Below are 12,953 nucleotides of genomic sequence, written 5' to 3'. Positions count from 1 at the left end.
TGCCAGCGAGCGCGTCACCGCAACGAGACTACTCGAACTCGATAATCACCTGATCGACCGACAGACTTTCGCCAGCCTTGGCGACAACCTTCTTGACCTTGCAGTCACGTTCGGCCTTGAGAACGTTCTCCATCTTCATGGCCTCGATCACCGCGAGTTTTTCGCCGGCGGCGACTGCTTCGCCTTCCGCCACCGATACCTCGCGCAACAGACCGGGCATTGGCGAGAGCAGGAACCTGGAAAGATCCGGCGGTACCTTCTTCGGCATCAGCGCCAGCATGCGGGCGGCGTTGGCGGTCATCACCGTCGCCTTGACCTGTTTGCCGAAGTGGACGACGCGATAGAGCAGGCCGATCCGCTCGAGTTGCAGGCAGAGCGGTACGCCGTTGCAGGTCCCGTGGAAAACGAGTTCGCCGAACCGCCAGTCGGAAACGAGATCGTAGCGATCGACACCGTGCGTGACTGAATAGCCGCCAGTGATCGGCGTGACCACCACCGGGTAATCCTTACCTTCCATCTGGACGACCCACTCGGTCCCCACCTTGCGCTGGTGACCCGGCATCTGGCCGCTGACCTGGACCGCGCGATCAATATAGCGCCGGCGACCAAAAGCTGCGACGGCGGCGAGCAGACCCGGGTCATCGTGCACCACGTCGGAGGCAACGAAGCCATTCGGAAACTCTTCGGCGATGAACGAGGTGGTGAACACCCCGGACAGGAAGCGCGGATTCTGCATCAGCGCTGCCTGAAACGGTATGTTGGAATCGATGCCTCGAATCACGAAGGCACTAAGCGCGTCACGCAAGCGGCTGATCGCCTGGTCGCGGGTGGCGCCATGACAGATCAGCTTGGCGATCATCGAGTCGTAATACATCGAAATCTCGCCGCCTTCAAAGACGCCGGTATCGACCCGGACCTGGCCTTCGATGGTTTCGGGCGGCCGATACTTGACCAGACGACCGACGGAAGGCAGGAATCCGCGGAACGGGTCTTCCGCGTTGATCCGGCACTCGATCGCCCAGCCGTTCGGCTTGATGTCCTCCTGCTTGAACGGCAGGGGTTCGCCGGCGGCAACACGGATCATCAACTCGACGAGGTCGACGCCGGTGATCATTTCGGTCACCGGGTGTTCGACCTGCAGGCGGGTGTTCATTTCAAGGAAGTAGAACGACTTGTCGGAACCGACCACGAACTCGACGGTTCCCGCGCTCTGATAGTTAACCGCTTTGGCCAGAGCGACGGCCTGCTCACCCATCGCCTTGCGGATCTTGTCGTCGATGAATGGTGACGGCGCTTCCTCGAGCACCTTCTGATGCCGCCGCTGGATTGAACACTCGCGCTCGAGCAGGTAGACGGTGTTGCCGAACGAGTCGGCAATCACCTGGATCTCGATGTGATGCGGTCCTTCGACGAACTTTTCGATGAACACACGATCGTCGCCAAAACTGTTGCGAGCTTCATTTCGGCAAGCTTCGAAGCCCTCGAATGCCTCCTTGTCGTTGAACGCGACGCGCAGGCCCTTGCCACCGCCACCGGCGGAGGCCTTGATCATCACCGGGTAACCGATTCCCTTGGCGATCTCGACGGCTTGGGCGGAGTCGGTGATCTCTGCGTTGTAGCCGGGAATGGTGTTGACCTTGGCCTCCATCGCCAGCTTCTTCGAGGCGATCTTGTCGCCCATCGCGGCCACTGAATAGTGCTTCGGCCCGATGAAGATGATGCCGTTGTCTTCAAGACGGCGCGAGAACTCCTCGTTCTCGGAAAGGAAGCCGTAGCCAGGGTGCACTGCCTCGGCGCCGGTCTGCTTGCAGGCGGCGATGATCTTGTCGATCACCAGATACGATTCCTTGGACGCTGCCGGGCCGATACAGACCCCCTCATCGGCCATCAGCACGTGCATCGAGTCCTTGTCGGCTTCGGAATAGACCGCGACCGTCCTGATACCCATTTTCTTGGCGGTCTTCATCACCCGGCAGGCAATCTCACCCCGGTTGGCGATCAGTATTTTCTTGAACATCTCTATTTCTCCCCGTGGATCAAAGCGGAATGTTGCCGTGCTTGCGCCACGGGTTTTCCAGCTGCTTGTTGCGCAACATGGCGAGAGAACGGCAGATACGCTTGCGGGTCTCGTTCGGCATGATCACGTCGTCGATGAAGCCGCGCGCACCGGCAACAAAGGGATTGGCAAACTTGGCCTTGTACTCGGCTTCGCGGGCTGCCAGCTTGGCCGGGTCACCCTTTTCCTCGCGGAAAATGATCTCGACCGCGCCTTTGGGACCCATGACCGCAATTTCGGCTGACGGCCAGGCGAAGTTGACGTCGCCGCGCAGGTGTTTGGAGGCCATCACGTCATAGGCACCGCCATAAGCCTTGCGGGTGATCACGGTGATCTTCGGCACCGTGCACTCAGCGTAGGCATACAGGAGTTTGGCGCCATGCTTGATGATGCCGCCGTACTCCTGCGCGGTGCCGGGCATGAAACCAGGCACGTCAACGAAGGTCACCACCGGAATGTTGAAAGCGTCGCAGTAGCGAACGAAGCGGGCGGCCTTGATCGAACTCTTGATGTCGAGGCAGCCGGCAAGCACCAGCGGCTGGTTGGCAACGATGCCGACCGTCGAGCCATCCATCCGGGCGAACCCAATCACAATGTTCTTGGCGTACTCGCGCTGCAGTTCAAAGAAGTCGCCGTCATCGGCAACCTTGATGATCAGTTCCTTGATGTTGTATGGCTTGTTGGGATTGTCCGGCACCAGCGTGTCGAGCGAGAAATCAAGCCGCTCAGCCGGATCCTGCGACGGAAGGCGCGGCGGCTTTTCGCGGTTGTTCGACGGCAGGAAGCTGATGAAGCGGCGAATCATCATCAGCGCTTCGACGTCGTTCTCGAAGGCCAGGTCGGCAACACCCGACTTGCTGGTATGCGTCACGGCGCCACCGAGTTCCTCTGCAGTAACGTCTTCATGGGTCACCGTCTTGACCACTTCCGGGCCGGTGACGAACATGTAGGACGAATCCTTGACCATGAAGATGAAGTCGGTCATCGACGGGCTGTAGACCGCGCCACCGGCACAAGGACCCATGATCAGGGAAATCTGCGGCACAACGCCCGAGGCAAGAACGTTGCGCTGGAAAACGTCGGCGTAACCGGCGAGCGAAGCGACACCTTCCTGGATGCGCGCACCGCCCGAATCGTTGAGACCGATCACCGGTGCCCCGACCTTGATCGCATGATCCATCACCTTGCAGATCTTCTCTGCATGCGCCTCCGAGAGGGAACCGCCAAAGACAGTGAAGTCCTGCGAGAAGACGAACATCAGCCGGCCGTTGATCGTGCCGCAGCCGATGACCACACCGTCGCCTGGCACTGACTGTTCGGCCATGCCGAAGTCATTGCAGCGGTGCTCCTTGAACATGTCCCACTCTTCGAAAGAACCGGTATCGAGCAGCAGCTCGATGCGCTCGCGGGCAGCCAGTTTGCCCTTGCTGTGCTGGCTGTCAATGCGTTTCTGGCCACCACCCAAACAGGCCGCCGCGCGCTTTTCTGCAAGCTGGCGAATGATGTCGTGCATATGTTCTACTCCCTAACGGTCGCGTCAATCAGAACTACTAAACAAGTTGGAGGATCTCGGTCCCTGCAATGTCAGTGCTTCAAATAGGCCAGCAGCCGTGAGGCCGCTGCACCCGGTGTGGTGCGCCCTTCGGCGACGTCGCGTGACAAGTCCGGCAGCGCGGAGCGAACTCCGTGATGAGAACGAAAATAGCGTCGCAGACCGGAATCGATCAGACTCCACATCCAGTCTACGGACTGTCGACGCCGCTTCTCGTCGAACTCGCCGGTGGCGGTCAAGGTGCTCTGGTACCGTTCGATTTCCGCCCAGAACTCGGCGATGCCGCGTTTCGCCAGAGCACTCACGGTCAGCACGGGTGGTCGCCAGTTGGGGCTGGCGCTGCGCAGCATGGTCAGCGCCGCCTTCATCTGCCCGCGGGCGAAGGCGGCGGCGCGCTCATCGATATCCGCCTTGTTGAAAACGATGAGGTCGGCAATTTCGACGATCCCCTTCTTGATCGCCTGCAGGTCGTCACCGGCGTTCGGCAACTGCAGCAATACGAAAACGTCGACCATGCCGGCAACCGTCGTCTCGGATTGTCCGACACCCACCGTTTCAACGATGATCACGTCGAAGCCGGCCGCTTCGCAAACCAGCATTGCCTCACGCGTCTTGTCAGCGACGCCACCCAGCGAACCGGCCGAAGGGCTGGGCCGGATGAAAGCTTCATCGCGCTGACAGAGCAACTCCATGCGGGTCTTGTCGCCAAGAATCGATCCACCAGATACCGACGAAGACGGGTCGACCGCGAGTACGGCAACGCGCTTGCCGGCTTCGATCAGATAGATGCCCAGAGATTCGATGAAAGTCGACTTGCCGGCACCCGGCGAACCGGAGATGCCGACCCGGATCGTCCGTCCGGTGTGTGGCAGCAACGCCGCCAATACCTGTCGGGCGCGGCGCTGGTGATCGCTGTGTGTCGATTCGACGAGGGTGATGGTCTTGGCCAGCGCCCGTCGGCGACCAGCCAGAACACCGTCAACGAGATGCTGGTCGGCAGCCGTCAGGCTGCCGGCGGTAGCGCTGGTCATGTCCATAACCTGTGATGGGAGAGGCAATCAGTCAGGCTATGGCGTGCCTTGCCTTGCGGATTTCTGCCAGAACGGTCATCGCCGAATCCTCGATGCGTGTACCCGGCCCGAAAATGGCCTTGGCGCCAGCCTGGAACAGAAAGTCATAATCCTGGGCCGGGATCACCCCGCCGGCGAAGACAATGATGTCATCAGCGCCCTGATCCTTGAGCGCCTGAACCAGCGCCGGCAGCAACGTCTTGTGCCCAGCTGCGAGCGAGGAGACGCCGACGGCGTGGACGTCGTTCTCGATGGCCAGACGAGCGGCCTCCTCCGGGGTCTGGAACAGCGGGCCGACATCGATGTCGAAACCGAGGTCGGCAAAGGCGGTTGCCACCACCTTGGCACCACGGTCGTGACCATCCTGGCCGAGCTTGGCGATCATGATCCGCGGCCGGCGGCCTTCCTCTTCGTTGAACTGGTTGATTTCAGCTTTCAGCGTTTCCCAGCTGGCCATGCCCTCGACGACCGCGCCATAGACCCCGGAGACGGTCTGTTGCGTGGCGCGGAAGCGGCCGAACACTTTCTCCATCGCGTCGGAAACTTCACCCACCGAAGCGCGCAGGCGCATGGCCTTGACCGTGAGGTCGAGCAGATTACCTTCGCCGGTTTCAGCGCAACGCGTCAGATCGGCCAGCGCGGCGTTGACCTTGTCGGCGTCGCGATTTTCCCGCACCGACTTCAGGCGCGCAATCTGCGAGTCGCGGACGGCGTTGTTGTCGATGTCGCGAATATCGATCGCGTCTTCCTTGGCGAGCTTGTACTTGTTCACGCCGACGATCACGTCCTTGCCCGAATCGATTCGCGCCTGCTTGTCGGCAGCGCAGCCTTCGATCTTCATCTTCGCCCAGCCGGATTCAACGGCATGCGTCATGCCGCCCATGCTTTCGACCTCTTCGATGATCTTCCACGCTTCGTCGACCAGATCCTGCGTCAGCTTCTCCATCATGTACGAGCCGGCCCACGGATCGATGACGCTGGTGATGTGCGTCTCTTCCTGGATGACCAGCTGCGTGTTGCGGGCGATGCGCGAAGAGAACTCGGTGGGCAGCGCGATGGCCTCGTCGAGGGCGTTGGTGTGCAGCGACTGGGTGCCGCCAAAAACCGCCGCCATCGCCTCGATGGTCGTCCTCACGACGTTGTTGTAGGGGTCCTGTTCGGTCAGCGACCAACCGGAGGTCTGGCAGTGGGTGCGCAGCATCATCGACTTCGGACTCTTCGGCGAAAACTCCTGCATGATCTTCCACCACAGCAGGCGGGCGGCGCGCAGCTTGGCCACCTCGAGGTAGAAATTCATGCCGATGGCGAAGAAGAAGGAAAGGCGGCCGGCAAAGAAGTCGACGTCGAGCCCCGAGGCAATCGCCGTTTTCACGTAATCGCGACCGTCAGCCAGCGTAAACGCCAGTTCGAGAGCCTGTGTTGCGCCGGCCTCCTGCATGTGATAACCCGAAATGGAGATCGAGTTGAACTTCGGCATGTTGTTTGCCGTGTAGCCGATGATGTCGGCGATGATCCTCATCGACGGCTTCGGCGGATAGATGTAGGTGTTGCGGACCATGAACTCCTTGAGGATGTCGTTCTGGATCGTCCCCGAGAGCTTGTCCTGCGGCACGCCCTGCTCTTCGGCGGCAACGATGTAGCCGGCGAGAATCGGCAGCACGGCACCGTTCATCGTCATCGACACCGAGATCTTGTCGAGCGGAATGCCGTCGAACAGAATCTTCATGTCTTCGACCGAGTCGATCGCCACGCCGGCCTTGCCGACGTCGCCGGTAACGCGCGGATGGTCGGAGTCGTAACCGCGGTGCGTCGCCAGGTCAAAAGCCACCGAGACGCCCTGACCACCGGCGGCCAGCGCCTTGCGGTAGAACGCATTCGATGCTTCTGCGGTGGAGAAGCCGGCGTACTGCCGAATCGTCCACGGACGCACCGCATACATCGTGGCCTGCGGACCACGGACGAAAGGAGCGAGGCCAGGCAGCGTATCCGTGTACTGCAGACCTTCGAGATCTGCCTTGGTGTACAGTGACTTGACAACGATTCCCTCGGGTGTAACCCAGTTCAGTGCTTCAACATTCCCACCGGGTGCAGACTTGGTGGCTGCCTTTTTCCAGGCATCGAGGCTTGCAGAATCGAGTGGTGCAGCATTGTTCGCGTTGGACATGACGGAACCTTTCAAGAAATCTGTGGATTGAGGCGGTACTTCCGACTGACGACACGGAAGCCCTGTTGCTCAGGCGGTCGCGCTGCTTTGCGCAGCCCATTTTAACGCTTGACACCCCGCTCAGCGAATAATACTGTATCCATAATTATGAAAGCAAGGTTCCTTGGAGACCCGGAGCAGCTCACCGAAGAAGACCGATGGCTCCGAGTCGTATAGCCCAGACTGCCCTCTACCAGGAAGTCGCTGAAAGACTCCGGCAGCGCATCTTCGCGCACGAGCTGTTGCCGGGAACCCGTATTGACGAGCAACTGTTGACGGTCGACTACGGCATCAGCCGCACCCCCTTGCGTGAAGCGCTCAAGGTACTGGCTGCCGAAGGCCTGGTGACGCTGAGGCCACGCCGCGGCTGCTTCGTGACCGAAATCTCGGAGCAGGATCTCGATGAAATCTTTCCCCTGATGGCGATGCTCGAGGGCCGCTGTGCGCAAGAAGCAACGAAGCGGGCCCAGCCGGAGCAGATCGCCAGACTTGAAGCAATCCATCGACAACTGCAACGTTTTGCCGGCAGCAACCAGATCGAACGTTTTTTCGAGGCGAATCAGGAATTTCATTTCCGCATCCAGGAAATGTCCGAGAACCGCTGGTTGCGGCAGGTGATCCAGGACCTGCGCAAGGTACTAAAGCTGACGCGCCTGTTTTCGCTGAGCATTGATGGTCGTCTGCAGCAGTCGCTGGCGGAACATGCTGCCATCCTTGAAGCAATCAAGGCTGGCGATGCGCTGGCGCGCGCAGAGATTGATGCACGACCACATCCTCGCCGGACGAGAGGCGCTGGCCAGGATCCAGTCTCCGCAGGAGTTGGTGTCGTGAGTGGCACGGTCCTTTGCGCTCACGAGAAGGCCATCGCGACGGTCACGCTGTCGAATCCGGGCAAGCTCAACGCGATCGACTTCGCCATGTGGCAGCAGCTGGCCAGAACGTTCAGCGATCTGTCTGCGGACGATCGGGTGCGCTGCGTTGTATTGCGCGGTGACGGCGGACAGGCTTTCGCTGCGGGCGGCGACATCGGGGAGTTCCTCACCCGGCGCGACACCCTCGATCATGCGCTGATCTACCACGGGCAGGCCGGTGCCGCCTTGCAGGCGGTGTTCGACTGTCGCCATCCGACGATCGCCCTGATTCAGGGCGCCTGCATCGGCGGCGGGCTGGAGATCGCCGCGCAGTGCGACCTGCGCATCTGTGGTGAGTCGTCGCGTTTTGGCGTGCCGATCAACCGGCTTGGTTTCTCCATGTACCCAGCCGAAATGGAAGGTCTACTCCGTCTTGCCGGACCGGCAACGGTGCTCGAAATCCTGCTCGAAGGTCGAATCCTCAGCTCGTCCGAGGCCCTGGCCAAAGGTCTGATCACCAGAGTCGTCGCTGATGCCGAAGTCATCGACGAAGCCTACGCCAGCGCCCGCCGCATCTGCGCCGGCGCGCCGCTGGTCGCCAGCTGGCACAAGCAGTGGGTGCGCCGCCTGCAGCACGACACTCCGCTCAGCGATCAGGAACTGCGTGCCTCGTTCGCTTTTCTCGAGACCGAAGATTACCGCGAAGGCCTGTCGGCTTTTCTCGGCAAACGGCAGCCGAACTTCAGCGGCCGCTGATCGCCGGCATCAGGCGAAGAGAGCCCACAGCATCTTTGCCGCGAGGACGATCAGCACGCCGGCGAAAAGGCGTTTCAAGGTGGCCACCGGTAGACGGTGTGCCAGTCTTGCCCCCAGCGGCGCGGTCAGCATGCTCGATGGCACCAGCCAGATGAACGCCGGCAGAAAAACGTAGCCGAGGCTCCACTGCGGCAGCCCGGGGTGCCCCCAGCCGTTGAAGACATAGCCGAGCGAGCCGCCAACGGCAATCGGAAAACCGATTGCCGCCGACGTCCCGATCGCCTGTTGCACGCGTACGTTGCACCAGGTGAGAAACGGCACCGTGAGCGAGCCCCCGCCAATGGCCACCAGCGCCGACACCGCACCGATGCCGGTACCGACCGCGACGACGCCGGCCGCACCCGGCAACTCGCGCGACGCTTTCGGCTTGAGGTTGAGGATCATCTGCACCGCCACCAGGCAGACGAAAGCGGTAAAGAACACCGCCAGCGGCTTGGCCGGAACGTTGGCGGCGAACAGCGTGCCGAGCAGCGTGCCCAGGAGAATCCCCGGCGTGATCTGGACGACGACCGGCCAGAGCACGGCGCCATGCCGGTGATGCGTCAACAGGCTGGCCAGCGAGGTGAACAGGATCGCCGCCATCGACGTGCCGAGTGCCAGATGCAGGACCTCGCCCGGTGGAAATCCTGCCTGGGCAGCGAACATCATGGTCAGTGTCGGCACCATCACCAGTCCGCCGCCAATGCCGAGCATGCCGGCGAAAAAACCGGTGAATAGACCCAGAGCGATGTATGCCAGCCACCAGAGCAACTCGACCTCCCGTCAGCACCCTCGTCCGAAGCTGGCTATCATCTCACCATTGGCGCCCGGATGTCTCTCCCGATCGACCAGTCGCCGGCTGGCGACGGTCGACCGTCGACTCACTGCCCAAGAACTTCCGCCAGCATCCGGTCGACGCCGATTTGCCAGGCCGGCAGGCTGAGGCCAAAGGCCGCCTGCAACTTGCCGGTATCGAGGCGAGAGTTGTGCGGGCGTGGGGCGGGCAACGGGTAGGCACTGCTCGGCACGCCTTCGATGGCGGCAGCGGCAACGCGGATCGCACGGCCGGCTTGCCGGGCATGTTCGATGACGTGCCTGGCGTAGCCGTGCCAGCTGGTTTCTCCGCCCGCCACCAGATGGTAGAGGCCGGCCAGATCGGAGCGCTGGCACACGCTGCGCAGGGCGTGCGCGGTGACGTCCGCAATCAGATCGGCGCCGGTCGGGGCGCCGATCTGATCAGCGACGACCTGCAGGCGCTCGCGTTCACACGCCAGGCGCAGCATCGTGCGCGCGAAGTTGTTGCCGCGCGCCGCATAGACCCAGCTGGTACGGAACAGCAGATGCCGGTGGCAACGGGCGACGGCCTGCTCGCCAGCGAGCTTGGTTTTTCCGTAGACGCCTAGCGGGCCGGTCGGATCGCTTTCGCGCCACGGCGTGTCACCGCTCCCGTCAAAGACGTAGTCGGTCGAGTAATGGACCAGCCAGGCGCCGAGGCGGTCGGCTTCCTCGGCCAGAATGCCGGGTCCCAGGGCATTGATGGTCCTCGCCAGTTCGGGTTCCGACTCGGCCTTGTCGACTGCCGTATGGGCGGCCGCGTTGACAATCACATCCGGCGCGACAGCCCGGACGCAGGCAACCAGGCCGGCGAGATCGGTGAAATCGCCGCACAGGTTGCCCTGACCCTCGCAGTCGAGGGCAACGATCTGACCGAGCGGCGCCAGGCTGCGCTGCAACTCCCAGCCAACCTGTCCGCGTTTGCCGAAAAGCAGGATTCTCATGGCTGGCGCGCGCCGTAGTTCTTCTCGACCCAGGCACGATAGACGCCGGACTGGACATTTCTCACCCAGTCCTGATTCTCAAGGTACCATTGCACGGTCTTGCGGATGCCGGTGGCGAAGGTTTCCGCCGGCTTCCAGCCAAGCTCCCGCTCGATCTTGCGCGCGTCGATGGCGTAACGCCGATCGTGGCCAGGCCGGTCGGTGACGTAGCTGATCTGTTCACGGTAGGGTTTGCCGTCGGCACGCGGACGCAGTTCGTCGAGCAGCGCGCAGACCGTATGGACGATTTCGAGATTGGGCTTCTCGTTCCAGCCGCCGACGTTGTAGGTCTCGCCAGGACGGCCGGCATCCAGGACGCGCCGGATGGCGCTGCAGTGGTCCCTGACGTAGAGCCAGTCGCGAATCTGCTGGCCGTCACCATAGACCGGCAAGGGCTTGCCGGCCAGGGCATTGACGATCATCAACGGAATCAGCTTTTCGGGAAAGTGGTAAGGACCATAGTTGTTCGAGCAGTTGGTGGTCAGCACCGGCAGACCATAGGTGTGATGATAGGCGCGCACCAGATGGTCGCTCGCCGCCTTGCTCGCCGAGTAGGGGCTGTTCGGCTCGTAGCGATGCGTTTCGCTGAAGGCCGCCTCCTCCCTGGCCAGCGAGCCATAGACTTCGTCGGTCGAGACATGCAGAAAGCGAAAGCCCTGCCTTGCGTCGTCGCGCAGACTACTCCAGTAGCCGCGCACGGCTTCCAGAAGGTGGAAAGTGCCGACAATATTGGTCTGGATGAAGTCTTCCGGACCATGGATCGAGCGATCGACGTGCGACTCCGCAGCGAAGTTGATGATCGCCCGCGGCTGGTGCTGCGACAGCAGGCGGCTCGTCAGTTGCCTGTCGCCAATGTCGCCGTGGACGAAAATGTGCCGCGGGTCGCCCGCCAGTGCGGCGAGGTTTTCACGATTGCCCGCGTAAGTCAGCTTGTCGAGGTTGATCAGGCCCTCGTCGCTCTGCGCCAGCCAGTCGAGAACAAAGTTTGCTCCGATAAAACCGGCGCCACCGGTCACCAGAATCATGGGGAAGGCCTTTCACATGAGGTTGCAGGTACGTTGCAGGTGCAAGGCAGCGATTGCCCGGCTCATCATCGCGCCCGGCTGACGATCGGCTTCATCGGCCGTAGCTGTCGTCGAGACGAACGATGTCGTCCTCGCCCAGATAGCTGCCGGACTGGACCTCGACGATTTCGAGGTCGATCTTGCCCGGATTTTCCAGACGATGGACCACCCCCAGCGGAATATAGGTCGACTCGTTTTCCGACAGCAGCAGCGACTGGTCGCCGCGGACGATCACCGCGGTGCCCTTGACGACCACCCAGTGTTCGGCGCGATGGTGATGCTTCTGCAGACTGAGGCTGGCCCCGGGCTTCACCAGGATGCGTTTGACCTGATAGCGCGGACCGTGCGCGAGCCCTTCGTAGCTTCCCCAGGGGCGATGGACGATGTGCCGGAATTCGGTCTCGCAGCGTGCGCTGCGCTTCAATTCGTCGACCAGCGTCTTGACCTCCTGCGCCTTCGCCTTGTCGGCGACCAGGACCGCGTCCGGTGTGGCGATCACGATCAGCTCGCTAATCCCCACCGTGGCGAGCAGTCTACCTTCCGAGACCAGCACGGAATTGCGGCTGTCGACGCTGAGCACATCGCCGCGCTGCGTATTGCCGTTGCCATCGGCCTGCCCGATGCTTGCCAGTGCATCCCAGGCACCGATGTCGTTCCAGCCGGCTGCGAGCGGAATCACGACCCCGCTCTCGGTTTTCTCCATCACCGCGTAGTCGATCGAGTTCGACGGACTCGCAGCAAACGCTACCGGATCGAGGCGCAGGAAATCGAGATCGCGCCGCGCCGTCGCCACGGCCTTGGCAACGCAATCGCGAATGCCTGGCGCGAAACGTTCCAGCGCTTCGAGATAGGTATCGGCGCGGAACAGGAACATGCCGCTATTCCAGAAGTACTCGCCTGAATCGACGTAGGCGCGCGCGGTCTCCGGATCGGGCTTCTCGACAAAGCGGTCGAGGGCATAGCCGCCAGCCAGCGGATCGCCGCGGCGAATATAGCCGTAGCCGGTCTCCGGGCGATCAGGCAGGACGCCGAAGGTGACCAGAGCCCCTGCCAGCGCGTGCGGAACGGCCGCCCTGACCGCGTCCTGGAAAGCCGCCACGTCGGCGATCACGTGATCGGAGGGAAGCACCAGAAGCAGGGGAACGGCTTGCTCACGCTGATCGCCAATCGCCTGCAGCGCTGCCGCGGCCACTGCCGGCGCCGTGTTGCGCGCCGCCGGCTCGAGCAGGATATCGGCCTGCAGGCCGATCTCGAGGAACTGTTCGGCAACCAGGAAGCGGTGGTTTTCGTTCGCCACGGCGATGGTCTTGCCGAGTCCGACCAGCCCATCGAGCCTTTTCAGCGTATTCTGGAGCAGCGAGAAATCATCGACCAGGCGGAGAAACTGCTTCGGGTAATGCGTTCTCGACAGCGGCCACAAACGGGTCCCGGACCCTCCACAGAGGATGACCGGACGAATCACAGGGGAGTCCATTTTGCGCATCTCCAGACAGGGCCCAGGGTCAACTCGCCGCGAGGGGATTTGGGAGGCGGCATTATAATGCG

General features: G+C 62.0%; 9 protein-coding genes and 1 pseudogene. 2 read left to right on the top strand and 8 right to left on the bottom strand.

Annotation, left to right across the window (positions count from 1 at the left end; translation table 11 throughout):
• Positions 1-28: 28 nt before the first annotated feature.
• The 4 genes from accC to scpA all read right to left on the bottom strand — a co-directional run bounded on the left by accC (position 29) and on the right by scpA (position 6,842).
• Entirely contained in the window at positions 29-2,017 is a 1,989-nt protein-coding gene (gene accC, locus V5B44_RS26065) for an acetyl-CoA carboxylase biotin carboxylase subunit (protein WP_332362238.1), read from the bottom strand.
• Between the two features lie 19 nt (positions 2,018-2,036).
• Positions 2,037-3,569: an acyl-CoA carboxylase subunit beta gene (locus tag V5B44_RS26060; protein ID WP_291911262.1), complete on the bottom strand. Its 1,533-nt coding sequence runs from the start codon at positions 3,567-3,569 to the stop codon at positions 2,037-2,039.
• A gap of 71 nt (positions 3,570-3,640) precedes the next feature.
• On the bottom strand, positions 3,641-4,639 hold the full coding sequence (meaB, locus tag V5B44_RS26055; RefSeq protein ID WP_291911263.1) for a methylmalonyl Co-A mutase-associated GTPase MeaB: 999 nt from the start codon (positions 4,637-4,639) through the stop codon (positions 3,641-3,643).
• 31 nt (positions 4,640-4,670) lie between these two features.
• Positions 4,671-6,842 (bottom strand): methylmalonyl-CoA mutase, encoded by a 2,172-nt coding sequence (scpA, locus tag V5B44_RS26050; RefSeq protein ID WP_332362235.1) that lies wholly within the window; start codon positions 6,840-6,842, stop codon positions 4,671-4,673.
• A gap of 197 nt (positions 6,843-7,039) precedes the next feature.
• Between scpA and V5B44_RS26045 the strand changes: the two are divergent.
• Positions 7,040-7,564: pseudogene (locus tag V5B44_RS26045) on the top strand (GntR family transcriptional regulator); the annotation flags it as partial.
• Between the two features lie 144 nt (positions 7,565-7,708).
• Entirely contained in the window at positions 7,709-8,488 is a 780-nt protein-coding gene (locus tag V5B44_RS26040) for an enoyl-CoA hydratase/isomerase family protein (RefSeq protein WP_332362255.1), read from the top strand.
• Between the two features lie 9 nt (positions 8,489-8,497).
• Here V5B44_RS26040 and V5B44_RS26035 read toward each other — a convergent pair whose 3' ends face one another.
• The 4 genes from V5B44_RS26035 to V5B44_RS26020 form a co-directional block, all read right to left on the bottom strand.
• Positions 8,498-9,298 carry a sulfite exporter TauE/SafE family protein gene (locus V5B44_RS26035; RefSeq protein WP_332362233.1) on the bottom strand — a complete coding sequence of 267 codons (801 nt, stop codon included), beginning with the start codon at positions 9,296-9,298 and terminating at the stop codon, positions 8,498-8,500.
• Positions 9,299-9,408: 110 nt separating this feature from the next.
• Positions 9,409-10,305 (bottom strand): dTDP-4-dehydrorhamnose reductase, encoded by an 897-nt coding sequence (gene rfbD / locus V5B44_RS26030; protein WP_332362231.1) that lies wholly within the window; start codon positions 10,303-10,305, stop codon positions 9,409-9,411.
• Positions 10,302-11,369 (bottom strand): dTDP-glucose 4,6-dehydratase, encoded by a 1,068-nt coding sequence (gene rfbB, locus V5B44_RS26025; RefSeq protein WP_291911271.1) that lies wholly within the window; start codon positions 11,367-11,369, stop codon positions 10,302-10,304. The genes rfbD and rfbB overlap by 4 nt, the downstream gene beginning before the upstream one ends.
• A gap of 91 nt (positions 11,370-11,460) precedes the next feature.
• Positions 11,461-12,882, bottom strand: coding sequence for a mannose-1-phosphate guanylyltransferase/mannose-6-phosphate isomerase (locus tag V5B44_RS26020; RefSeq protein ID WP_291911272.1), 1,422 nt, complete (start codon positions 12,880-12,882; stop codon positions 11,461-11,463).
• Positions 12,883-12,953: the final 71 nt, after the last annotated feature.

The sequence above is a fragment of the Candidatus Accumulibacter necessarius genome, assembly GCF_036625085.1.
Note: the sequence above shows the minus strand (reverse complement) of the source record. Positions and strands in the feature narration are given on the sequence as shown.